This is a genomic window from Candidatus Nebulibacter yamunensis, from assembly GCF_024208055.1.
Lineage (GTDB): Bacteria > Pseudomonadota > Gammaproteobacteria > Francisellales > Francisellaceae > Caedibacter > Caedibacter lacustris.
The window spans coordinates 14,445-40,046 of sequence record NZ_JAMBMW010000007.1 but is presented as its reverse complement, the minus strand read 5'-3'; the positions used below and the strand labels follow the sequence as shown (position 1 = coordinate 40,046).

At 35.4% G+C, this 25,602-nt stretch carries 21 protein-coding genes and 1 pseudogene; 20 read left to right on the top strand and 2 right to left on the bottom strand.

Annotation, left to right across the window (positions count from 1 at the left end; translation table 11 throughout):
- The first annotated feature begins 22 nt into the window (after positions 1–22).
- The 19 genes and pseudogenes from M1V25_RS04585 (at position 23) to M1V25_RS04495 (ending at position 20,848) form a co-directional block, all read left to right on the top strand.
- A complete protein-coding gene (locus M1V25_RS04585; RefSeq protein WP_498842563.1) occupies positions 23–631 on the top strand; it encodes a hypothetical protein in 609 nt (202 codons plus the stop codon).
- Between the two features lie 63 nt (positions 632–694).
- A pseudogene (locus tag M1V25_RS04580) lies at positions 695–811 on the top strand (DUF4160 domain-containing protein); the annotation flags it as partial.
- Positions 812–910: 99 nt separating this feature from the next.
- Positions 911–1,270, top strand: a complete 360-nt coding sequence (locus tag M1V25_RS04575) for an antitoxin Xre-like helix-turn-helix domain-containing protein (protein WP_498842562.1) — start codon at positions 911–913, stop codon at positions 1,268–1,270.
- Positions 1,267–2,007 (top strand): RES family NAD+ phosphorylase, encoded by a 741-nt coding sequence (locus M1V25_RS04570; protein ID WP_498842561.1) that lies wholly within the window; start codon positions 1,267–1,269, stop codon positions 2,005–2,007. Before M1V25_RS04575 ends, M1V25_RS04570 begins: the two co-directional genes overlap by 4 nt.
- A 390-nt stretch (positions 2,008–2,397) precedes the next feature.
- The gene (locus tag M1V25_RS04565) at positions 2,398–3,993 is read left to right on the top strand and encodes a hypothetical protein (protein WP_498842560.1); all 1,596 of its coding nucleotides are present in this window, start codon (positions 2,398–2,400) and stop codon (positions 3,991–3,993) included.
- On the top strand, positions 3,918–4,607 hold the full coding sequence (locus M1V25_RS04560) for an NHL repeat-containing protein (RefSeq protein WP_498842559.1): 690 nt from the start codon (positions 3,918–3,920) through the stop codon (positions 4,605–4,607). The genes M1V25_RS04565 and M1V25_RS04560 overlap by 76 nt, the downstream gene beginning before the upstream one ends.
- 32 nt (positions 4,608–4,639) lie before the next feature.
- On the top strand, positions 4,640–7,786 hold the full coding sequence (locus M1V25_RS04555; RefSeq protein ID WP_498842558.1) for a M66 family metalloprotease: 3,147 nt from the start codon (positions 4,640–4,642) through the stop codon (positions 7,784–7,786).
- A gap of 729 nt (positions 7,787–8,515) precedes the next feature.
- On the top strand, positions 8,516–9,253 hold the full coding sequence (locus tag M1V25_RS04550; RefSeq protein WP_498842557.1) for a hypothetical protein: 738 nt from the start codon (positions 8,516–8,518) through the stop codon (positions 9,251–9,253).
- Positions 9,246–9,749 (top strand): TcpQ domain-containing protein, encoded by a 504-nt coding sequence (locus tag M1V25_RS04545; RefSeq protein WP_157966561.1) that lies wholly within the window; start codon positions 9,246–9,248, stop codon positions 9,747–9,749. Before M1V25_RS04550 ends, M1V25_RS04545 begins: the two co-directional genes overlap by 8 nt.
- A 12-nt stretch (positions 9,750–9,761) precedes the next feature.
- On the top strand, positions 9,762–11,384 hold the full coding sequence (locus M1V25_RS04540) for a secretin GspD/PilQ domain-containing protein (RefSeq protein WP_116963441.1): 1,623 nt from the start codon (positions 9,762–9,764) through the stop codon (positions 11,382–11,384).
- Between the two features lies 1 nt (position 11,385).
- Positions 11,386–12,741 carry a hypothetical protein gene (locus M1V25_RS04535; RefSeq protein ID WP_116963442.1) on the top strand — a complete coding sequence of 452 codons (1,356 nt, stop codon included), beginning with the start codon at positions 11,386–11,388 and terminating at the stop codon, positions 12,739–12,741.
- Complete coding sequence (pilP, locus tag M1V25_RS04530) at positions 12,734–13,207, top strand: type IV pilus biogenesis protein PilP (RefSeq protein WP_116963443.1); 474 nt, start codon at positions 12,734–12,736, stop codon at positions 13,205–13,207. Before M1V25_RS04535 ends, pilP begins: the two co-directional genes overlap by 8 nt.
- Positions 13,204–13,869, top strand: a complete 666-nt coding sequence (locus M1V25_RS04525) for a hypothetical protein (protein ID WP_498842556.1) — start codon at positions 13,204–13,206, stop codon at positions 13,867–13,869. Before pilP ends, M1V25_RS04525 begins: the two co-directional genes overlap by 4 nt.
- A complete protein-coding gene (locus M1V25_RS04520; protein ID WP_498842555.1) occupies positions 13,866–14,876 on the top strand; it encodes an ATPase, T2SS/T4P/T4SS family in 1,011 nt (336 codons plus the stop codon). The genes M1V25_RS04525 and M1V25_RS04520 overlap by 4 nt, the downstream gene beginning before the upstream one ends.
- On the top strand, positions 14,866–16,008 hold the full coding sequence (locus tag M1V25_RS04515) for a type II secretion system F family protein (RefSeq protein ID WP_157966562.1): 1,143 nt from the start codon (positions 14,866–14,868) through the stop codon (positions 16,006–16,008). Before M1V25_RS04520 ends, M1V25_RS04515 begins: the two co-directional genes overlap by 11 nt.
- A 31-nt stretch (positions 16,009–16,039) precedes the next feature.
- Positions 16,040–16,612: a type II secretion system protein gene (locus tag M1V25_RS04510; protein WP_116963532.1), complete on the top strand. Its 573-nt coding sequence runs from the start codon at positions 16,040–16,042 to the stop codon at positions 16,610–16,612.
- Positions 16,613–16,618: 6 nt separating this feature from the next.
- On the top strand, positions 16,619–18,082 hold the full coding sequence (locus M1V25_RS04505) for a hypothetical protein (protein WP_498842554.1): 1,464 nt from the start codon (positions 16,619–16,621) through the stop codon (positions 18,080–18,082).
- Complete coding sequence (locus M1V25_RS04500; RefSeq protein WP_498842553.1) at positions 18,033–19,562, top strand: hypothetical protein; 1,530 nt, start codon at positions 18,033–18,035, stop codon at positions 19,560–19,562. The genes M1V25_RS04505 and M1V25_RS04500 overlap by 50 nt, the downstream gene beginning before the upstream one ends.
- Before the next feature lie 116 nt (positions 19,563–19,678).
- On the top strand, positions 19,679–20,848 hold the full coding sequence (locus M1V25_RS04495; protein ID WP_498842552.1) for a D-alanyl-D-alanine carboxypeptidase family protein: 1,170 nt from the start codon (positions 19,679–19,681) through the stop codon (positions 20,846–20,848).
- A gap of 136 nt (positions 20,849–20,984) precedes the next feature.
- Here the strand turns inward: M1V25_RS04495 and M1V25_RS04490 are convergent, their stop codons facing one another.
- Positions 20,985–21,710 (bottom strand): LuxR C-terminal-related transcriptional regulator, encoded by a 726-nt coding sequence (locus M1V25_RS04490; RefSeq protein WP_498842551.1) that lies wholly within the window; start codon positions 21,708–21,710, stop codon positions 20,985–20,987.
- 433 nt (positions 21,711–22,143) lie between these two features.
- Between M1V25_RS04490 and clpB the strand changes: the two genes are divergently transcribed.
- Complete coding sequence (gene clpB, locus M1V25_RS04485; RefSeq protein ID WP_498842550.1) at positions 22,144–24,744, top strand: ATP-dependent chaperone ClpB; 2,601 nt, start codon at positions 22,144–22,146, stop codon at positions 24,742–24,744.
- Between the two features lie 18 nt (positions 24,745–24,762).
- Here clpB and deoD read toward each other — a convergent pair whose 3' ends face one another.
- Positions 24,763–25,509 carry a purine-nucleoside phosphorylase gene (deoD, locus tag M1V25_RS04480; protein WP_498842549.1) on the bottom strand — a complete coding sequence of 249 codons (747 nt, stop codon included), beginning with the start codon at positions 25,507–25,509 and terminating at the stop codon, positions 24,763–24,765.
- Between the last annotated feature and the right edge of the window lie 93 nt (positions 25,510–25,602).

The window sequence follows — 25,602 nt, the reverse complement described above, 5'->3', positions numbered from 1 at the left end:
GTGCTATTTGAGCCAGGTGTTTATGCCAGTGAGAGTCAAACGAGTGAAAACGATTGAGGTGGGCAGAGTATTTGGAGTCGCTTCATCGAATAATCATTTGTATTGGCATCTTCCATATAACTATCACGCCTGGAGCGATACTTATATAGGGTATCGTAAAGACGGGGATAAAGGCTGTACTAAAAATATCGCTAAGCAGAGTGGATGGAAATGTGCTCCAGATGAAACAGCATCTTATATTAAAATTGGCAGTAATAAGCAATTAGTGAATAAGAAAGTAAATATTTCGCATAATCTATCGTCGATCACCGTTATAAATATAAATAATCGTTTCATGAAACTTTTGTTCAGCGTTCCGTCTACTTTATTAGCGTTGGATCAGAATCTTACCGAAGATAGTCTGTTTAATGCTATATTGGCACAAGGAAATATTGCTAATGCAATGGATAATATCCACAATGTAGATGGCTCTAAAACATATAATGCTAACTTATTAGATACAAACAAAAGTTTATACTTACCTATTTACCCTCTAGTTAAGGATCAAGGTGGACCAGTGGGTGATTTGACAAACTTGTCTGGACAAACTTTAAGCTTTAATAATGTTAATATAACTGTCACGGTTGAGTAGTAAACCTTAAAAAAGGAAAGTTAGTGGTTAAAGTTTTCCTGTGCTTATTGAAGTAATGAAGGAAACGAACCTCCGCATATTCACATACAAAAAGATAATTGCCTAGCGAAGTTTTGGCTTAATCTGGTGCTTAGCATCCAAGGCTTATTGTTTGGCAATACATCTAGGAATGTAGCTTAATGGAGTTAATTCGGTATTGCACACTAATACCATTGTTGCATATTCAACAAACATAACCTATAATCACAATATGCAACACACAAACACGGTGGATTGGCTATGAGTGCAGAGCGAATACCAGAGATTAATGAAAACGAAGTGCTTGGCAAAGCAACTTTAAATGCTTCTGCAAAGCTTGGAATATCTCAGCAGCAGCTTGAAAGTATTATCGGGCGTAACAGATCGTCAATCAATCGATCTGGTATCAACCCCAAAAGCAAGGAAGGTGAACTGAGCCTGCTGCTGATCCGCTGCTATCGTTCACTGCATGCGCTGATGGGTGGTGACGATGCCAATATAAAACACTTTATGCAAACGAAGAATAGAGTGACCAAGGGTGTGCCACATGAGCAGATATATACTATTGATGGCTTGGTATGCCTTGTTCAGTTTCTTGACGCAATGCGTGGTAGGGCATGATAGATGAATTAGCAGCTTATCAGTCAGTTCATATAGACAGCATATTTCACCGCATAGTTGAAGCACAGGAAATAAATGCTACTTATCAGCTTGTGGACAGCATAGATGAACACGAAATACTTGAACAGCTGATTGAATCATCCAAGCCAAAAATTCCTTATGATATGAGAGGATATCATTATCTCCTGTCAACGCCCTTTCGTTATCCACCACTTAATTATGGCAGTAGATTTGGCTCAGTGCATGAGCCAAGTTTACTGTACGGCTCCATTAGTGAGTCAACCTGTATTGCAGAGTGTGCTTTTTACAGACTGAACTTCTTCCACAGTATGGTTCAGCCGCCTACTGTTATCAAAGCCCAGCATACCCTGTTTACAGCAGGATTTAGGTCATCCGCTGTAATTGATCTTTCATCACTAGCCTTTTCAAAATACAATAGCCAGATTACAAATAAAACTGATTATACATTTACTCAGAATTTAGGCAGCTTTCTGCGTGATAACGGCTTTAACTGCCTGTTGTACCCTTCTGCCAGAGATCCAGACCTTGGAATTAATGTTGGTCTTTTTAACCCTGAACCACTAAAAGATAAAAAGCCAATATCAATAGCTGAATGGTATTCTCAGGTTACCAGAGAAAGAGTTCAGTTCAAAAGTATCCGGAATAACCGCAGTTATCATTATGATATCAGTATCTTTGCTGACGATAACGGCAGACTGCCAGTGCCATCTGACTGAGTCAGAGCTAAACTGGAACCGCATAAGTCAAAATCTGTGTAGTCATTCAGTTTGAGTAATACTGCAAATATCAGCAAAGGTAGGGTTTAAATTAATTAATAAAATTTTTGTTAAAGCAAGTTTTTAATTTAATTACCGTACTTTTTTATAATTTATATTTTTAAAAAAATATCTAAAAGCATCTTTAATTTGACCATTTAATTTTAAAAAGGCTATAAACACCGTATTTTTTTAAAATTTAATACGGTTATATAAAAAGGAAGTTTCATTTATAATTTAACTCGTAGGATATTGGGGAGTTTGCGTTAACGCTTGTTATAGTCTGTTTGAGGATATATAACAGGTCGAAATACAAGTTAAAAAAGCTTAAATTGTATAAGGTGGGGGACATTGATAAATTATTCATATTTGAAAGCTGGTCATAAAGGAATTCGTTTAGTTATTTGTACAGCAATTTTAACTGCTTGTGGTGGTAGAAGCGATACAAGCAGTGCACCAATCAAGGCAGAAATTAACCCAAGCAAAAGTGTATTATTAACAACGGTTTCAGGTGGTCAGCCACTAATATTAAGAACAAATCCAAGTCATATTTTACCGTATGATCTTTTGTGGACATTAGAAGGTCCGGGTAGCTTAGCTATGATTGATAGATTTAGCCCTAATGCCATCAACAATACGCATTATGGGATGGCGATTAGATATACGCCACCTGAATTTGGCGTTTCAGATACAGATACAATTGCAAAAGTGACAGTATTCCATAAAAAATCAACTGATAAAGTAGCGCTTTTAGACCAGCGTAACATTGCGTCAGCAGATGCTTATACCTTTGAAATTAAACTTAATCCTAAAGTGGATTCTAGTTTTTCAATGCCTTATGGTATTGCGTATGATTCTGTTTATAACAGATTATTCGTAACAGATATTAAATCAGGTAATTTGCGTATTATTGATGGCAAAGGAGTTGTTACGACAGCTGATCTGAAATCTGTCAATCGTGATGGATCGTTGGTAGAATATAAACTTGTTCGCCCGACTGGCATTGCGGTTCACCCAAAAACCGGCAATGTTTTTATTGCTGAGTCTAACCGTAATATTGTGGAACTTTCAAAAGTGAATAAAAATGACTCAAGCCAATGGATTGTTCGTACGGTTTGGCAAGAGCAAGATGAAACAATATTAGTAGAAAATATATTTGAGGACCCCAAACACTCTAATGCGCGCGTAGAATATAATCCACATAATTATCCAGCAGAAACAAGCTATACGATCGATGGTGTGGCTTTGTCTATTACTGAACAAGGTGATCAAAAAGCCAGGCTGAATTTTCAATTACCTGGTGATAATAGTTTATTTTCAGCTACCGTGCTTAGCACCCTTGAAGATGCGTCATATTCGTATGATGTGTTAAGTTCAAGTTTAACAGGTAACAATGCAACTCAATATCGACCGGGATTAAAAATTGAAACATTGAGTCCTTACACATATTTAGTATATGAACCTTATAACAACGTAAATTCATTCATTGGTCGCATTATTCCATGGTCAGCAACCATCAGTAATGTATTAACTCAAAATTGGTGGAGTTCAAGGGCTATCTTAAATTTGGCAGCTGGTGCTGGTGGTCCCCCATTTGCAACTATCCCAACGGTTGCTTTAAATAACCCTACTATCCAAGCCTATAATAATACAGGTGTTCATATTGGGATTGGCTCGAGTGGGAATTCATGGAAAAGTGACTTGGATATTAGAATTCATAGCGCAATGATAAAACGTAAAGATGAGAAAGCTTTAAGATACGTCTTTAGTCGTGCTTTTGGTCAGATCACTTTTGATCAAGATGGTCATTTATATCTAGCAGACACCATGAATAATCGTATTGCGAAATTATCACAAAATGATGAAGGTATATGGCAGATGTCTGTAATTGCAGGGGGGGAGCGGACAGTGGTCATCGTTCAGGGTTTGTGGACGGTGATGCACTGACTGCAAGGTTTAACCAGCCATCAGGTATTGCTGTTGATTATAGTGGTAATATTTTTATTGCTGATACCAATAATCATGCAATCCGTTTAATCACAACAAAAGACGAGAGTGTAATGGTGAAAACAATTGCAGGCAAAGGAGCAAATAATAATTGCACGCGTAATTTTAATGGCTCTGGCGATTGTGATGGAGATGAATCAACAGCAACGGCATTTAGTTATCCTACTCAATTGTCGTGGGATGATGATACTAATCATTTATGGGTTACAGATAGTGGTAACCATAAATTGCGGAAAATAACAAATATCAATCAGAACAAAGAAGCTGATCAAGCTAATTCTGTCAATGAGGTGACTAGTGCTATAGGTCAGGGATCATCTCAGCCAGGTTGCATAGACGGTTTTGGTTCAAATAATTCTGAAAGTCAGCAAATTGCTACTTTGAATCGACCCACTGGTATAGTGAGTGCAGGCGATGGCAGAGTGTTTATAACGGATATGAATAGTGGGGTTATCAGAAAAGTGATTTCTGGAGACAAAGACAGATTGATCACCATTGCAGGGAAATGTGACAGCGATACTGCTGATAAAGATGGCGTGGCAGTAGGGTTTTAAGACTGGTGTTAATTTATAATAAAGGAAAGACAATGCGTCAAAATTATAAAAGAAAAGTATTACCATTAATTTGTTTGTTCAGTTGTGGTTCACTTTTTTTAACTGCTTGTGGTGGTAACTCAGGTAATGCCGCAAATGAAGGGTCAGAGCCAATATATAATATTGCTGCAAATATAGATATCCCTGAATATATTTGGTTAACTGAGGCGAAACAGTTTGCAATTTCTCTAAGTAGTATTGGTGGTTTGAGAATTGGTAGTAATGAGAACAATACTCGAACTGTTGAAATAAGGGATGTATCTAATTGTGAACAAAAACTCACGATTAATCCTAATGTCTTGGATCTTGTAGTTGGTTCTCAACAGAAGAAAGTATTTAAGATTTTTCCTTCTAACACAAATTGTGTGCATGAGTTACAGTTTGAGGCGGCTGGATTAAAAACGCTTAAATATAAAGTAATAAGCCCTGCATCAAAAGAACGTGTAATTGTAAAACTTATTAATGAAGTTGGAAACGAAGTAAAAGCTGTTAATCCAGGAGATTCTGTACGTATTCAGTTTTCTTATCCGTTTGCTGAGTGGTTAAATGATAGTAGTGTTAGTTTTATTCAAACTTATCAGGTATTTGCAAGCACAGATAAAATAGTGTTAGGTGATCAAGGACAATGTAGCCTAAATTTGAATCAACAAAATGTGTTGTGTGAAGTTAGGGCAGATATCAGTACCGATATCAGGTCTGGTCAATATTTTTTTACGTTTGAAAACATAGGAGATAACTTTGTTGTTGAGCTCAGTAGTGATCGCCTTAGTATTGATGTTATTGATACAACATTAAAAAAGAAGATGATTTTTCATGATTCGATTGCGCCAATACAAAATTTGGAAGGTGATTTTGCAGGGGAGGTAAGTTTTAATCAATCACATTTAGTCTATCCACAGGCAACAAAATTTGATAGACCTATTCTAATTGCAAATAGGGGAGCATTGTTAATGTTCCGACCAGTTGATCAAAATCGAAATTATACTTATAAGGTCTTTATTAATGGATTTGAAGCAAAGTTAAACACACCGGATGAATTTTATACAACGGATCAGCCTCTGTATATGAATGGACCAAATTTAATCTATAGCAATTCAACTTGGTCAATTTATATCCCTGCTGAATATATACATGGTTTTCCAAAAGTACGCATTGTTAGAAGTGATGCTAAGGAAGCGCAAACACAAACTCTGGATATCTCTGCACCAATGGAGCAGGTATTAATCAATATTGAAATTGGTATGTTGACGCCTCCTAAAAAAATAAATACATGGATCCAAGATCCAGCCAGAATGGGAATTGATTTTTTTCAAAAAACGCTGATATCAAAACTGACTATTTCCGAGTACGAACCTGTCTTTTGGAAAAAAATAACCATGCCAGATGGGAAAATATATACTGAGCAGAGTAATGATACTGGTGGTGTGTATAGTGGAGATTTAAGAGAAAATATTGGTAAATCACTGATCTCAACAGGTATACGAATGGCAAATATTGGGATTAATGATACAGCTGGAAGCTCTCAAGATTCGTCTCCTAAATTTAAACAAACAGTTGTTCATACAAGTGTTGGCAAGTATCAAAATGGTGTGGTAGTACATGGGTTATCAGGTGGAGGAGGACAGCTTACCCTTGATTCTACTGTTGGTAATCAATTTACTCATGAGCTAGGGCACGATTATGGACTAGGCCATTATCCAGGTGGTCTTCAGTCTATACAAAGCACTGAAGCAGGCTGGGGTTATGATTCTTTCAGAAAGAAAATGTTGACAAATTTGATTTGGACTAGCAAAGGATCAGCTTGTATTCCAAATTATCAACCATGTACATTACCTTTTGAAGGATTGTATCAATTTAATACAGACGCAATGGCAGGTGGAGATATTTCTGGTGGTATTTCCTTATTTACTCAATATACGCCTTATTCGGCAAAGATTATCCAGGGCGAGTTACAAAAAAGACATGTTCTAGATGAAAATAGTCCATCTGGTTACCTATTATGGAACAAAGAAACCAGGATGATGGAACAAGCACCACATTCGATCTATGTAAAACCAGAAAAAATTGGTGTAGCTGTTATGACGCTTGTTGGTTATTATGATCCGGAGGGAAAAATACAAGGTTATATTTATCCACCTATGTATGGTAATTGGGGAAACGTATTCAAGCCTAGTGCTAAGAAAACAAATTGTTCTTTAAATCTGACCACTGAGAAAGGTGAGGTTATATCCTACCCGTTATATGATAAAAGGCGAAGTGTAAAAGAAATGAATAAATTTCATATAAATATATCAAGTGAGATTGACTATAAAAGGGTTGATCTAGAATGTAAGGATGGCGTAAGTGAATATGTTCTTAGCAAAGTAATCACAGAGTCTAAACCAAATTTACCAGATCCTGTGGTAATTAGTGATATGGGAGGATATGCAAAAGCCGCATTAAAGTTAAAAGATATTGATGATTATTTTAAAAATGATAAGTTCTATGATCTAGAAGAGTTTGAATGGAAATTAGAAAATATTTATGGTCAGTTACATTCCTATGTTGGTGAAGAATATATTGAGGCTGGTCGTTTATATAAAGGTCATAATAATCGTTATTATCAATCTTTAAAATCTGGTATTTTACCTTATCCAAACGCCCAGTCTGATGCTTGGCGATATTTAGGTACAAGTGATAATAGCCTTATACTTATAATTGTTGATGATATAGTAGTTAAGCTTGGGGTGGAGACTAAAAATTTTTCTCATGAAGCGTCTAATAGTAGCGTCTATTTTTACATTCCGGTGGATCGCATAAACGTTTTGTATTCAGAGTCAGCAGTGAAAGAGGATGGGGGATGGAATATTGGTAATGGGTATACAAAAATTATTGTTAAAGCATTTAATAAAAGTGATGGCAATTTTTATCATGTCACATTGCGTGGGAATAAAAAACACTATTATGGAAAGTTTGATAAAAAATTAAACGAAGGTTTGCAGTCAGGGTATGGAGCTGCAAAAATTTACTTTGATATAAACGATAATATTGAGTTACCAAAAGGAAGTTATAAAGTTGAATTTTATATGGTTGCTCAAGGTTGGCATGATGGGAGCTTTCAAAGAAAACTAAAAGTTGAAGACGAGTTCTTAGTCAATTAAAAACTGAACGCTTTTGAACCTATAAACGTCAAACAAATTTTCTTTATTTGGGATGATTTTGTAAGAAGTGGAATGGGTAAATTGTTTGAAAATATACAAGCAGATCAACCTGTAAACGTATAACAATAGAGTCGTTGAGATCTATAAAGGCAGAATTATTCCTGTGAGTAGAGTGATAACTTTTGGTCCAAAATAAAGGTTTGTAGGGGGAGGATGTTTGTCGTTTTCTGCTATGTCTGATATGGTCAATAAGTAGTGTAGCTAATTCAAGTAGCATTTATTTATAACAGGTCGTATGATAAGCAGAAATACGACATCCATTAAAATGATAGCTTTCGATTTCAGTTTAACTTATGCGGGCTTGTGATCAATAATATTTTGACTGATTCTTGGTTTGAACGTCTAAACATTAAATAACTACCTAATTTTTACCTTAGTTTATGCTTTGTTTTTTGTTTAAAAATAAACCTTAAAATATCGTTAAAATAAGTTTTTAATTAAAAGACCGTACTTTTTTTGATATTTATACGGTTATAAAAAAATTAAATTGTATTTATAATTGGCAACCTATGACATTAAGTAACGTGTTGTTATGATTGTTATTTATTTAGTCTGTCTAAAGGCATAAAACAGTTCAAATGTGGTTTGAAAAGCTGAATAACATGGGGTAGAAGGGGGATATTAATTTGTTAATACAAATATCAGGGTCAAATTTAAGGGTAAATGAATATGTATAAGGTAATCACATCGGTCTCCTTGCTAGGTTTAATACTTAGCGGTTGTGCAATAGTTGACAATAAAGACGTCAATAAAAATAATAGTGAGCTACATAAAAGCGAACAAATTTCAAAATGCTTGAATGATTTTGGCAATGACAATTCGAATTGTGTTATTGAAACACAAGCTGATTTGTTGCTACAGGAAGATTATTCTTTCTCTAATCAGATAAGCACAGAGCAAGCCATTGATACTAAGCTTAATGACCAGTCACAAGAGATTACAAGAGAAACGACTAATATCTCTGTAGTAAATATTGTAAATTATACACTTGTAATTTCACCTTTTGCCTCTAGGGAGTCAAACAGCATGATAAGGACTGTATATGATCAACGTGGCTTAAGTTTGGCATTTATAAATGAAATGAACCAACATGGCTTTGAAGTTGCTCGTAATTCCAATACGCTGAAATTAGGGGTAGCTGAAACAAAAGATCTCGCTCAAAAAATTGCAAGTGAATATATTGTTTTGTATACATTAGAAAATGAAAAAATAAACACTGTGCTGAGGAGATGGAGTGAGCAAACCAAGGTTAAGCTTAAATTAGTTGATATCCCTGAAAAATTCTTGAATCAAACTGTTCATGAAAATGAAGTATATGGTAGTGGCATTGTGGATGTAAACGTTTTGAATTCAATTGGTCTTTTATTTAATAAAGTTTTTAGCATACGGGAGTATCAAGGTGATTAAACATATTAGTGTTTCTATGCTTTTATTAGCATCTTTAAAAATAAGTTTTGCGCAGGGCGAATTGACTGTTCAATTTTCGCCTTCTTTAAGTGAGGAGATAAAGCGTAAAAATGTGCACGATGTCACTCAGGTTTATACGATAGTGAATCCTGAGCAAAACTTAATAGTATATGGTAAGGATGAACAAATTCAAAAATTAGCAACAAAAGAAGCAGAGCTTTACGTCTTACATAAAGGTGAAACTTTGCGCCAGGCTTTGAATCGTTGGGCAGAAATGAATGGTTACACAGTTGTATATCAAACAGATATTGATTTCACAATTAGCCAAACAACCGAGATCTATGCCAACTTTTTAGAAAAAGGTGGTGCTTTAGAGCAAGTGCTTGAGTCTTTAAGTAAATCATCACATCCTCTACAAGTAGAGGTAATGTCAAACAAAGTGTTGGTTGTGAAGTCATCACATTATTCCCCTAGCTTATTAATACCACACGCGTAGAAGGAAAGTTAAATGTTGTTTATGAATATTTTAAGTAAATCGATAAATGGTGGAAAAAAATTAACTCTTTTATCATTTGGTGTTTTAGCAGCAGGTTGTGCAAATATGCAAGAAACAACTGAGATTGCTAATCAAAACTTTAAAAAGACACAAACGTTATCAGATGCAAGCAATTTACAAACTACCAATCCTTTTATCCAATACAACGATAAAATTTTTATTGCAGATCAGGGCTATAAAATAGTCCCTGAAACTATGAATTTACCCGATATTTTTAATCAAAATTTCGTTTTTAGCTCAAATCTTCCGTTAACCTTAGATGTCATTGTTAATGATATTATGGAACAAACAAATTTGACGATCAGAATATCTGATGATGCTATCAAATATATGACTGAAAGAGGTAAAGATTTGGAAGGTAATCAAACTAATCTTCAGTCCATGCCATATGGATCTGGAATACCTGTTGTATCTAAAAATAAACTCATGAAGACGCCAAGCTTTTATTTCACTGGGGAGTTTAAAGAGTTATTAAATAGAATTTCTTCATATTTTGGACTTTGGTGGGTATATAATTCAAAGGACAATACAATCAATATTTATCGTTATGAATCTAAGACTTTCACGATGGATATGTTGCTTGGATATGGACGTACAAAAAAGACAATTAAAAACACGAGTCAAACTGATAATTTAATGCCACAAAGTGTTGAGGTAACTTACGATTCTGGGGAGGAAAATCGTTGGGATAGTGCTATTAAAGCGATTCAAGTTATTATTGGTTCAGATGGAAGTGCTGAGTTATCCTCTTCCAATGGTTACATCACAGTAAAAACTACTCCAAGGCTTATGAGATTCGTTGAGGAATATATTGAAGAATTGAACCGTAAAGCGCGTCAAAGAATTGCAATTAAAGTAGATATTTATGATGTGCAACAAAAAGCAGACTCCAATTATGGATTGAATTGGGATGTGGTCTATGAAACAACAAAGGGCTCGTTAAATTGGGATACAACAGGGATTCCAATTGCTTTGGGAAATAGCGATATTAAGCTTGGCACTGTAACAGGCAGTATTGGTTCAGGTCCTTTTAAAGGGACAAAAGCAATTCTGTCAGCTTTACAACAAGTTGGCAAAACGACTTATGTCAAGGGACAAACTGCTTATACAGTCAATGGTAATCCTACAGCGCTTAATATAGGTCAATCTGTTGGATATGTTAAAGAAAGAAAGGTTACATCAACCTCAAACACAGGTACTACTGAAGTATCCCTAACGCCAGGGACAATTAATACAGGTTTTTACCTTACATTTAATCCTAAAATAATTAAAGGTAATGAGGTTCTGCTTGATTTTACAGTAGACATGTCTTCCTTGATAGAAATTCGTCGTGCATCTGCAGGTGACAGCTCAATTGAACTGCCGTCGGTTGAATCAAAGACATTTATGCAAGCACTGCCACTTGTCTCAGGTCAGTCATTTATATTGGCTGGGTTTAAAGATGAAGCGAATCAATACCGTACAAATTCGCTTGCAGGCGAAGATGTGTGGGCATTAGGTGGAAGTAAAGGGACTCAAAAAGCACATACTATGACCGTAATTATAGTAACGCCTTATATCATTGGAAGTAATTAATATGATTACGAATGAATATGTATTTGGTTGTAAGTATTATCCTTGCAATAACCGTAAAGTATTAACTTATCTTAAAAACAAGTATAAAGGTCAATCAGGATTATATTTAAAAAAGCAACAGCAGTTTGTTGTTGCACCTAAAGGTGGAAAAATTATTATGACGGCCTTATTGGCTTCACATTATAAGCATTTACTGATTGTGAGTGACCAAGTACCTGACATAGAGAATGATCAAGAATCAATTTGGATATGCCTTATCATCGCAGGTAAAGTATTGTCAATAGGGTCAAGTATTCCCTCATCAAATAAGAGTATTGATGCGGATGATATTGAATGTTCTGGCGATTTCTTTATGGAACCTGATTCCATATCTGATTTCTTACCTCACATTATACATTATATAAAGAGCCTAGAAATATCTAATTTTAAAACTGTTATAGATATACGAGATCCTCAAAAATTAGCACAACTGGGTGTGAGTAATGATGATTTAACTTCTAATTTATCTATGAGTAAACTCTTGAATGATATAAATCAGTGGAAGTCTTCAAGTAAAAATAAATACACATCGCATCTTATAAAACAAGAAAAGTCTAAGTTTGTAAAGTTCGTATTACCGATTACTTTTTTAGCTGTTTCATATTATGTGTATACATTATATGTAAAATATGAAAATGAGCGCTTAGCTGAGATTGAAAGACAAAAACTTTTAGTTTTGAAAAAAGAGCAAGAAGCAAAAGAGCAGATAAGGCAATACAATCTTTTTATAGAACATCTGAATAAAGATATTGCTTATTATAATCTTTCGACTCTGATAGAAAGTTTACCAAAATTTGTATACTTGTCTGCAGGATGGTACTTAAGTAGTGTTGTTTTAAAGAAACCAAATTTCAAAACATATTCATTATTGTATAATAGAGAAGATTATTCAGGATTAGATTATGGTATCAAACTTTCTGAGGCGTTAGGTGCAATAAATAGGACACAATCACCAGATAATAGTCAAATTCTATTGGACATACTTGTGCAGAATAAAGTAGAGAGTTACAACCTAACAAAAGAAATGTTTGAAAACGTTACTGAGCGACAAATTCATTTAAATGATCTCATAACACAAATCCAAATTTCCAAACTTAGCTTTAGTATTTCACCAACTAAGCAAAAAGAACAAAACCGTTATTATAAAGAAGCATTGCTATTTAATGTTACAGGCAACTCCAAACTTGACTTATTAAAGCTACGACAAATATTGTCATCGAAGTACTTCGTTATGTTTGATGGTATTAAAATTGAGTTCAATCCAAATGAAATTTCAGTAATTAATTCATTTACTTTCCAAGGAGTTATTTATGTTTAAGAAAAAACCTGTTGCTAGTATCTTATTGCTATCTACAGTCATTTTAGGCAATGCAAGTTCAACGCAAGAAGATATAGATTTTGATATTCAAAATCAAGTTATTCAAACTATTGGGCGATACAATCTTGAAACTCAGCTTGCTAAAGCAAAAACTGAGCTTTTTAGCCAAAAATTAAAACAAGAGCAAGTATCATCACAGTTAAAAAGTGCATCAACAACCATAGATCCATTCAAGAAAGAAGAAAAAAATCTGTATTCAGTACAAAAAATTTATGGTCTAGATGGTAACATGGTCGCATTAGTGGAGTTTCATGACAGAATAGTTCCTGTTAAAGAAGGAGATATTATAGGCTCGGTAAAAATTAAAAAAATACAACCGGGATACGTAGTGCTGAGCGTTGGTAATGCGGAAGAGGAAAAAATAATTTATTTAGAACGGCAGTCTAAACCAGGTAATCAATTATGATTATTCAAGAGTATAATGACTTGGCTGTAAAACCCAAACATATGTTGTTCTCAGAAATAATATCTGAGACAAATAAACGTAAGTTTGGCATATATACAACAAACCAGAATAAATTATTAGTTCTGATCAATAAAGATCACAGGCATGATCAAAGTCTGTTAGAGCATATATCAGAATTGCGATTAAAGGCAATGAAGAGTGAGAATTTGGATAAGTCTATAACGATCACCGTTACAGAAAGTATTCTTGCTGAGGCAAATAAAAAATCTATTGATGAACGCGTTTATTCAAGCCAGAAGCTTGTTCGTGACTTTGATCATATTTTACAAGCTGCGATTCAACGTGGCGTGACAGATATTCACATCATCGTTACACCGTTAAAAGGATATGTTAAATTCAGACAATTTCGTGAATTATATGTATATCACACTTATGATCCAGAGTATATGCACTCTTTAGTGAGTGCAATTTATAACGCTAAAGGAGAAGAGAGATCAAAGGATACAGAATTTAAACCTGAGGCGATACAACAGACTGTTATCGAGCGGTATATTGATCACAAAAGATATCGTATTCGTTTCGCTTCGCTTCGCTTAATATTGAATCATCTGAAGGAGTTGTCGGTGATAATCAGGTTCGCTCATCTTACTTTATTGCGATGAGAATATTACCAACAGAACAGCAGAGCATTAAAAGCTTAAAAGAACTTGGCTATAGTAACAAGCAGATAGAAAGACTTGAACATGCAATGATAGCCGATTCTGGTTTGATTTTAACGGCTGGTGAGGTGAACTCAGGTAAATCGACTATGCAAGCGGCGATGCTGAAAAAAATACGTGCACTTTTTCCAAGCAAGAACATTGTCGAAGTCGGTTCACCAATTGAGTATAGTATTGAAGGTATTATACAACACCCAATTCACACAACGGTTGAAATGAGTGAGGCTGAGATGACATTGGCGTATAGCCGTGCAATGGCACAGTTTTTGAGATCAGATGCTGAAATATTCTGTATTAATGAGATTAGAAACAAAGATACAGCCATTTTTACCCAAAGTGCGGTGCAAAGTGGCCACTTATTTATATCAACCATACACGCCCAAAGTGCACTACATATTATCAATAGGTTGGTTTCTTTGAATCTTGATCGCGAGATTTTATGCTCTCCCGGTTTTATCAGGTTACTTATTCATCAATCACTTGTTGCTATAGTCTGCAAACACTGTGCTATGAGTTATAAAGATGCAATACAACTTGATAATTTTCAAGCTATTCTTGGTAGACTACACAAGATGTGTGAAATATATGGATTACATGAATCATCTCTTGAAAACCTAAAATTTAGAAATGGTAACGGTTGTGAGCACTGCCATAAAGGGGTAGCTGGATTAACCGTTGTTGCCGAGATGGTTATGCCTACGGGTAAATTACTGACACTTCTTAACGACAATAAATTCATTGATGCTTATTTATGTTGGCGGCATTCAGGGGAAAGAACATTGAAAGAAGATGCGATTCTAAAAGTGTTGAATGGTCTTGTGTGTCCGACTTCTTTGGAACAAAGACTAGGTGCTATAGATGATACGCAAATGCTTGATTTATTAGATAGTCAGTTTATAAAAACAATTTTATATGATGCTGATATTAAGGAGTCATATAATGTTGTCTAAAATAACTAAATTAACTCAACGGCTTCAAACGGGATATCAAGCTATAGATGTCAGTAATGATTCTTTATATCCCAAAACAAAAGTTTATTTCTTAAAAATACAGCTATCGTCAACTAAGCGTATTGAGATTTATCAGACACTTGAAATGTTGATTAAAGTTGGTAGTTTTAACAATGCCTTAGAGCAAATTATCAGCTCTTATACCAAACATGCCAGAGCATTTCTAGAACCCAAGCAAGTGATTATAGATGTTTTAAAAGATGTCCAATATCGCCACGCTTCATTGGGACTCAGTGCGGTAGAGGCTTTGTCACTTTATATTCCAAAGAGTGAGCAAATTATATTAAGCTCAAGTGACCAGATTACGTCAGAAGTATTGCAAAATGTGATAGCAATCTCAAAGAGTTTAAATACATTAACACAAAAAATTTGGTCCAAGATGATCTATCCAATTATTTATATCTTTGGAATATTTGGCATGATGTTTATTGTTCAGATTGGTTTAGTTCCGGTTATCGAATCTGCGGATGCAAGCAAAATAAGTAGCTCGACAAAAGCACTATTAATCATAAGTGAATGGTTTGTCAACTATTTCTTATGGATAGTGGCAACCTTATTGGCTTTGTTTGTTGCTATTTTTGTTAGTTTACCCAATTTAATCGGTTTAATACGTTTTAAGGTGCTTGACTATATTCCGCCATTTACGTTATACAAAAAAATATGCAGCATTCGTTTTATGATTTCCTTATCTCGCTTGCTGGGTACAAGTGGTGGGACACAAGCAAAGCCATTATCTTTAGCATTACGCAAAATTCAAAGCAATGCCAACAGGTATCTCAACATTTACCTGGAAAGACAGAAGCAATATCTTGCCGATGGATTAAGTGCAGGGGATATATTGGTGAAATCAAATATATTCCACCGTGAGTTGGCAACTTTGATTGAAATGTACGCAAAATCAAATCAGTTAGAGCGGGGACTACACATGATGGGTAATGAGTATTTTGAACAACAACTAGGGAGTATTGAAAGATCATTTAGTATCATTAATTTTATGTTTTTGCTTATGACAGGCGGTTTTATTGTCTGGTTCTTAAGTGCAATGTTATCAGTTACCAGCTTATTTAGATAAACGAAAATATTAACCCACGGAGGAAATAACAATGAAATATATTAATCAACAACAAACTCAGCATATCAATCTTAAAAAGCAGCGTGGAATCACCATGGTGGAATTGTTAATCGGTATCTCGGTGATTGCTATTATTGCCGTATTGATTTTAACTTATGCATCAGGTCTATGGTCAGATGTAAAAGTTAAACAAACTAAGGATGCGGTAAGTACCATGTCCTCTAAATTAGTTGGAATATATGCTGCAACAACCCCAGGATCAGCTGGAAGGTATGATGGTATCTCTACTGCCGATGCGTTTGACCTTGTTCCAAGCAATCTAATAAGGGGTACTGGTACTAATAGAGCGATTATTACGCCATGGACATCGACTATTTCTACTTCTGAAATAACGGTTGCTCCATATAATAGCAATATCCAATTTGGAATTACTTTAACAGACATCCCTGCTAAAGCGTGTCGTGATATAGGTGCAGATTATCTGGGTGGTTATGCAGATGAGGTATTAGTTGGGACTGAAAAAGTTACTAAGGTATCAGAGTTAACTGCAAAGTGTAATGGTAATGATAATGGTAATGGAACTTTAGTGCTGGTATTCAGTTAAAATATTATGAAAAAGCGTATATCTCAACAAAGTGGTTTTGTGATTGTGCCACTCTTAATTGCAGTGGCTGTCGTTGGTATTCTTTCCATTATGTATTACTGGAAGGTACAAGATGATCATAAAAAATTTGAAGCACAAATGCTTGGTAATCAGATAGCAGAATATATATCGGCTGTTATTGGTAAAGTTTCAGGAGATCGAGCTTTAGCAGATGATACTTACACAGGATTTGATTGGCTTAAGGCAACAAATTGTAATGATCCTTTAGATCCTTCAACGGTTCCTGGCTACTTGACCTGTACTTTCTCAATTCATTCAAGATTACTTGGCAATCAAACTGAAAATAATTTTCAAGTTATAGTAGATCCAGTCACTGAATCTCTTAACAACAATCCTACTGCACGCAGAAAGATTACTATTACATTGCCTACAGTACGCGAGCCAAATGGTGGAGGCATTTCCATTTCACCCTACCTTGGTTCGGTTGTTTTTAATACAGCAAGAGCTCGTTATGGTGTGGGAACAAGTATGACCAATATTGAAGAAACAGGGCACCCAGGAGCCAGTAAGCCTTCGATTGGGAATATGCCTGTTTATCATGGTATCGCTGAGTTTAAGTATAACAAAGCCACCGCACAAATAGAGGTCGAAAGTTTTGTTACCAATACAGATGGTATTTGGCTGCAAATTGATGGTACCAACTCTATGGTGGCAGACATTAGTTATAACAAACCGGCAAGTAACATAGAACAAACTTTCAGAAAACGAGGTATTGTTAATATTTCACGTATTGAAAACTTTAATAAGGAGGATGCGAATGAGCAGGAGGCACTTGATAAGCAAGGTCCATCAGTATCAGGTTATATCGGAACTAAAGATGAGCTAGAAGATTCAATGCGAATCAATGCTTCTAAAGAAATCTATATTGGTAATCAGGTAAAGGGGCTTCATGAGAAAACCACGAATGTGCATATTTATGATATGTATTTAGGCGCTATTTCTGAAAATCAAACTTTAGGGGATATGTTTAAAAATCAAGCCCCTACTTGTAAAACGCTTATAAACGATGGTCAGGTGATAACTACAAGAGGATCGAGTTATTACATGGATATGGAAGTTAAGTTTGGACCTAGTGGAAAGTCATATGTGGAAGTTTTTGGCTCTGCAAGACATGATGGTGATTATAACAATATTGCATTTCTTGAAGTTAGAACAACTAATAACTATACTGCATACCAAACAAATGAATCTACAGAATGGCATGGTGGAGTTGTCGTGATTGCAGCAGTTATCAATTATCCTACTGGTTTTCATAAAGGAGGAATAACAATAAATCATAAAGACCTTTTTACTACTAGAATACCAAATAGCTCAGGTACGGAGCGAATTACGTTTACTACTCCTGGGGGAAGTCATATTGGTGGACTTAAAGCGATTGGAAATATTTATTACTGTTCGATACCGTACTAGCTTGTTAAGCCAGCAAGGCTTTTCAATCTTTTCACTTCTTATTACTGTTTTGATTATGGGCATTCTTTTGTCTGGCTATTACTGGAAAGTGCAAGATGATCAAAAGGGCATCGAAGCGAATACGTTAGGAAACCAGATTGCTGATTATGTGTCTGCCGTGATAGCCCGTGTTTCTCAAGATAGAAATCTTGATACCAATATCATATATTCAGGGTTTGGCTGGCTTAAGGCAGCTACATGCAATAGCGATGGCAGCGGTAACCCGCATGGTGGCTATTTGCCGTGTGGTTATAAGATCAACTCGCGTTTATTAGGTGATCAAAGCGAATTAGATTTTACAGTGACTCTGACTGATTTTGTTGATCACTTGAATAATAATCCAACGGCGCGCAGGCAAATTATGATTAGTATTCCTCAGATATATGAAACTAATCGTATAGATCTTTCAGCGCATTTGGGTGCGGTAGTGTTTAATACGGCAAAGGCACGCTATGGACTTGGCACCCATATGACGAATATTAATGACACACATCTCCCAGGTCCAAGCATTCGTTCTGCGGCAAATGTAGCCACTCATCATGGTATTGCAGATTTTAAATATAATAAAGAGACTGCAAAAATCGTCGTTGAAGCACTTGTTACCAATACTGATGGTATTTGGTTACAGATTGATGGTTCTAATTCTATGGTGGCAGATATCAGTTATAACAAACCCAATCCTCTAATAGAACATACTTTTAGTAAAAGAGGTATTGTTAATGTGGCAAGGGTAGAAAATTTTAATGAAGTTGATAAAAAAATACAGGAATCATTAGATAAATTTGGACCCTATTTTTCAGGTTATACCGGGGATAAAACTAAAACATCGCTTGAAAACTCGATGCGAATCAATGCCTCTAATAATATCTATTTAGGCAATCAGCATCGTGGTTTAAATCAAAAAAAGACGAATATTCACGTTTATGATCTCAACCTAGGCAGTATGGGAGGAGAGAATCTTCATGCACTTTTTAAAGGAACAACACCGGTTTGTAGAGAAATGCCTACTTTTCCGATTACTTTACCAGTATTGCTGCCAACAGGACCAAATGGTAAGGTGTTTGTGGTTTTTTCAGGTACGATTCGGCATTTATCTACGGCTTTTAGTGCATCTGCGACGTTATCGATGGTAGAAAATACAAGTATAAAGCCTGTCAATACTTATTCATCACCAGCAGTATTAAGTCCAGTACCACCAGTGCCTGGATTAGAGCTATTTCCAAATACAATCACTGTTTTTCATATGATGACATTGGATAAGCTAACCAAACCATTCGAGGCTTTAGAACTATTGATTGATAACAACTTAATTAATAATAGCAATTTAGTAGCTGACTATTTTAAGAATATAAATGTTGCCTTATGGCTTCCTGTAATGTTTCCAATGCTAAATATGATCCCTGTCCCTGGAAGTTTTAGATATTGTTACACATCCCATTAAAGGTATAAAAATGAAGGTTTTGGCTTCTTAGGAAAAGTGTGTTATAAGTGCTACAAATTTAAGTTTGTGAATGATTAAAACAAAAATAATAACAGCAGAGAAAGGAGATTTTAAAAGTGTCAAAACTAAAAATAAAAATGAAAACTACCATGCAAATGATGTTTTGTATTTTTCTTATTTTACCTTTCAATACCAGCATGGCATCGTTAAATGCTATTCCAACCGTTATTGTTGTACCTCAACCGATACAGCTGAATGCAAAAAGTTGGGTGTTAATGGACTTTGAAACAGGTGAAATTATCAGTGAATTTAATATGAATGAACAACGTGCGCCAGCAAGCTTAACTAAAATTATGACGGCTTATGTGATTGCAAGTGAAATTCAACAAGATGCTTTAAAGCTGGATCAAAAAATCATAATCAGCAAACATGCTTCACAAAAGGGCGGCTCTAAAATGTTTATTAGAGATGGGGAGCAGATTACGGTTGAAAACTTGTTACGTGGAATGATGATTCAGTCAGGGAATGATGCCAGTGTTGCATTAGCCGAGTTTGTAGCAGGGTCGAGTGAGAACTTTGCTTTCATCATGAATAAAGTGGCAAAAGCTCTAGGGTTGAAAAATACCAATTTTGTTAATCCTGATGGTTTGCCGGCTGAAAATGAGCATAGTAGTGCATTTGATATGGCAGTGTTGACTCGAGCATTTATCTATAATTACCCTGCGATTTACAAGTTGTATTCAGAAACCTCCTTTTCGTATAATAACATCACTCAACCAAACCGTAATCGTTTGTTAAAAAACTATGAAGGCACGGATGGAGTTAAGACAGGTTATACCAATAAAGCCGCTTATAATATCGTTGTATCGGCCAAACGTGATCAACAAAGACTTATCGGTGTAGTGATGGGGGCCCCCAGTGCATCGATTCGTGAAGCTGAAGCACAAAAACTTTTAAATTTTGGTTTCAGCAAATATACCAATTACACGGTTGCTATTTCAGGCGATACGATGGAAATTGATGCAAAAAATATTATTAATGCCAAAAATAATCAAGTTCTAAAGCTTCAAACGCAAGAAACCATTACAAAAACTATTCCTAAGTCATTTGTGCCTCATATTAACAAAAAAATTATTCTGCTACCTGGATTGAAAGCACCTATTCAAAAAAATCAAAAAGTGGGTAGTCTCCACGTTACTGCTGGTGATCACGTTATTACCGATATAGCGCTTTATGCCAGCAATGATCTAGCTGAGAAGAACTTTTTTAATAGATTATTTAGTTGATGCTTTTCCTAGTTTAATGGTGTGAACTTGTTTTAGAAAAACTTTCTAAGACGGTCGTGGGTATATTTAAATAAAATAGTGCAGTTATTTCTATTAAGCTAAGAGCTTAAGTTCTTGTTTTGTATTGCTTAAGGCATTACTTTAGCAGCTGTAATAGCGATTGCAGATAGCTGAAGAAGGCTTTAGGTATATAGATGTGCATATGCTTTTCGACAACTAAATATTCAAGTAATCTATTTTTTTTACCGTGAAAGTTGTATTTCGTTTTAACATTATAAATAACATCATCAATTGTGCGGGAGCTAAGTTGAAGAAAAAATCCGACTTGTTTAGAGGTATAGCCAAGTGATAATAAATAAACTATTTCAAATTCACGTGCACTGAGTATATCGAATGTGTTGACGATGGCTAGAGAGTTTTGACCCAAATTTCCTTTATGTGAACAAAGTGGCAATAAAGATAATCTAATAGAGAGTTCAATCAACTGTTGACTATTGTTTGGCTGCCAGCCGTAAAAATTAGTGCCAATAACGTTACCATTATCTAATTTTGGTAGATTAATGCTATATATTGCGGTCAATCTATTGTTGAAGTAATGTACATCTAACATTTCAAGCGGTTTTTGGGTTGTTTCAATAAGGCGTTCTAAAAAGGCAAATTGATCCCCGTATTCGCTTATTCCATTTGGTAAAACCTCATCAGATTGTCCAATAATGGATTCATCTACCCCAAGGAGCTGAAAAAAACTATCAGAACAACTTATATACCTTGAATTTTGGTCTCTACTATTAAGATAAATCTCTTTATTTTTCGGTAGAATAAGAGGTTTATCGTTAACCCAAATAACATTGCTATTAGGCATAGTTTTATCCTTTGCGTTTACAATTTATTAATATTTAAACGATTGAAAATCACTATTTTTATGGGGATTTACAATCCGGGCGAAGTATAGCAAATGAGTCGAAAATATAAAACTTATTATGCATTATTTTTGTTCGAAAATAAGACAATATAGTCTTATCTTATAAAGTTAGAAGTAATTCAAATTTATCATTATTTACTTTCTATAATTGAGGCTTTTTTCGGAGTAAATTGCAAAAATCAATTTACAATAGGTATAAACAAATTCACTATTTTCTTGAAAAAAATTTTCTAATCCACACTTGATTAGGCATTGAAATTTCATAACGTCTATAAGTGATAAGCATGATGCCTATCTATAGTAAAATAAGGATAGCTCAAGTTGACTTCCCATGTTTTGAAATGATTAGTGTAATAAAAAAAGAGAGTAAAAAATGAAAGCAGAAAAATTTACCCATAAGTTACAAGAAGCGCTCAATGAAGCACAAAGTTTAGCGATTAGTAAAAGTCATACTATGCTTGAACCTGTGCATGTTTTAAAAGCATTGCTTGATCAGGAAGGTGGAATGATTCCCTCTATTATTACTCAAGCAGGTGGTAATTTAAGTGCGCTTAATAGTGAGTTGCGTAATGCCTTAGGTAGCCTTGCCAGCAGTGGTGCCGCAAGTCAAATCGGAGCCTCTAATAGCCTTATTAGAATATTACAACAAATGGAAAAAATGACACTTGAGAAGAAAGATGAATTTATTTCTAGTGATTTATTTCTAATCGCAGGTTTTAGTGATAGTACACTAAGTAAAATTTTCAAGGCAGCTAATTTAACAAAAGAGGCTATCGAGGCTGCTGTTGATAAGGTAAGAGGTGGTGCGCGTGTTGAAAGTCAAAATGCCGAAGATATGCAAGGTGCGTTAAAAAAATATACAATCGATTTAACTGAACGCGCGCGTCAAGGGAAAATTGATCCTGTGATTGGGCGAGATGATGAGATTCGGCGTACGATTCAAGTATTACAACGACGCACTAAAAATAATCCGGTTTTGATTGGGCGACCTGGTGTGGGGAAAACCGCAATTGTAGAAGGCTTAGCGCAACGTATTGTGAACAATGAAGTGCCTGAGGGTATTCGCAATAAACGCATTTTATCTTTGGACTTAGGTGCTTTGTTAGCAGGTGCTAAATTTAGAGGGGATTTTGAAGAGCGTTTGAAGGCTGTCCTTAAAGAACTTGCCAAACAAGAGGGTAGTGTGATTTTGTTTATTGATGAACTACACACTATGGTTGGAGCAGGTAAAGCAGAAGGTTCAATGGATGCCGGTAATATGTTGAAACCCGCACTTGCTCGTGGAGAATTAAAGTGTGTGGGTGCAACAACGCTTGATGAATATCGTGAGCATGTTGAGAAAGATCCTGCATTGGAGCGTCGTTTCCAAAAAGTGTTAGTAGATGAACCGACGGTAGAAGACACGATTGCTATTTTGCGTGGTTTGAAAGAACGTTACGAAGTCCATCATGGTGTGGATATCACTGATCCTGCAATTGTTGCAGCTGCCACTTTATCACATCGTTATATTAGTGATAGACAACTACCAGATAAAGCAATTGATTTAATGGATGAAGCAGCCAGCCAAATTCGAATGGAGATTGATTCACGACCTGAGGAAATGGAAAAACTCTATCGACGTATTATTCAACTGAAAATGCAGCGTGAGCAATTAAAGAAAGAAAAAGACGAAGCAACCAGAAAACGCTTAGATGTATTAGAGGAAGAAATCAAGGCATTAGAGAAAGAATATTCAGGCTTTGAAGAAATTTGGAAATCCGAAAAGGCACAAATGCAAGGGTCACAAAAATTAAAAGAGCAGCTTGATCAGTCTAAAATTGAATTGGAAGCAGCTAAACGTGTTGGTGATTTGTCTAAAATGGCTGAGTTGCAATATGGACTTATTCCACAGTTAGAAGAACAAATTAAGTCCCTTGCCAGTTCTGATCCAATTAAAACGAAGTTAGTGCGTACTCAAGTAACTGAAAATGAAATTGCAGAAGTGGTTTCAAAATCAACAGGTATTCCTGTGAGTAAGATGATGGAAGGGGAGCGCGAAAAGTTATTGCATATGGAGGAGTTTTTAGCTAAACGCGTGATTGGTCAAAAAGAAGCGATTGTTGCAGTGTCTAATGCTATTAGACGTGCACGTTCTGGTTTATCTGATCCTAATCGCCCAACTGGATCATTTTTATTTTTAGGACCAACAGGTGTGGGTAAAACAGAGCTAACTAAGGCGCTTTCTGAGTTTATGTTTGACAGCGAAGATGTTATGCTTCGAATCGATATGTCAGAGTTTATGGAGAAACATTCGGTTGCACGTCTAATTGGAGCACCCCCAGGATATGTGGGTTACGAGCAAGGTGGTTATTTAACTGAGCATATTCGTCGTAAACCTTATTCGGTAATTTTACTTGATGAGGTTGAAAAAGCGCATCCAGATGTATTTAATATTTTGTTGCAAATTTTAGATGATGGACGCTTAACCGATAGTCATGGGCGCACAGTTGATTTTAAAAATACCGTACTTATTATGACGTCTAATTTAGGTTCACATTTGATTCAGGAAAAACTACAAATCGAAGGTTATGATAAGGTCAAAGAGCAAGTCATACAGATTGTTTTACAGCACTTTAGACCTGAATTTATCAATCGTATTGATGAAACAGTTGTGTTTGAACCATTGAATAAAGAAATGATTAAAGAAATTGCTGAAATTCAAATCAACCGTGTGCGTAAACGTTTGCAAGATCGCGAGCTTAAACTTGATATTTCACCTTATGCAATGGATGAGTTGGCTGATCATGGTTTTGATCCAGTATTTGGTGCAAGACCTTTGAAGCGAGCAATTCAACATTATATTGAGAATCCGCTTGCTACTTATCTATTAGAAGGAAGATATGTTACAGGTGATACGATTCAGGTCAATATCGAAAACGATGGTTTTGTATTTTCTAAGAAGGTTGAAAAAATTGTTGATAGTGCAGCAAGATAAATGGTACTAAAATGCAAATTAAATTAACTCAAGGGACTTATTAGTCTCAAATGATGTATTACTTTCAAGTGCAATTTCGATCATTTTGGTTAATGCCATTTGACGTTCTTGGCTCGTGGTTACTTCTTTTGTAATAAAAGAATCTGAAACCGTGAGTAAGCATGCAGCCTTTTTACCATAAGCTTGTGCATTAGCAAATAATGCGACTGATTCCATTTCAACTGCTTTACAACCTTGTTCGGCGTGTATTTTTATATACTCATTAAATTCTTTTCGATAAAACACATCAGTACAGTGTACTTTAGCAGAGATGATAGGGATTTGTAATTGTTTAGCCGTTTCTGAAATATGTTTGGTTAATATTTCATTAGGTTTGATATTACGTGTTTTTTGACCTGTCACGATTTCAATATAATCAGATTCGCAATACGCTTCTGTTACTAAAACCACATCATATACATTAATTTCAGGAACGTATGAGCCGCAAGAACCAATGCGAATAATATTATCAACATCATAGTGATTGAACAGCTCAGCAGTGTAAATGCCGGCACTAGGGATACCCATGCCATGTGCCATCACACTTACTTTCTTGCCTTTGTATGTCCCTGTATAGGCAAACATATTGCGTACAGTGTTAATGAGCTTAGCATCTTCTAAATAGTTTTCGGCAATAAGTTTTGCTCGAAGTGGATCACCTGGCATGATAACGGTTTTAGCAAATAAGTTTTTGTCAGCGACTTCAATATGGGGAGTTGGAATCATTTTATGTCCTTAGCTATACAGTAAATTAATGAACGCCATTGTAATCCTTTCAACTGCAATAGACAAATTATAATAGCTTATCGCACTGGAAAC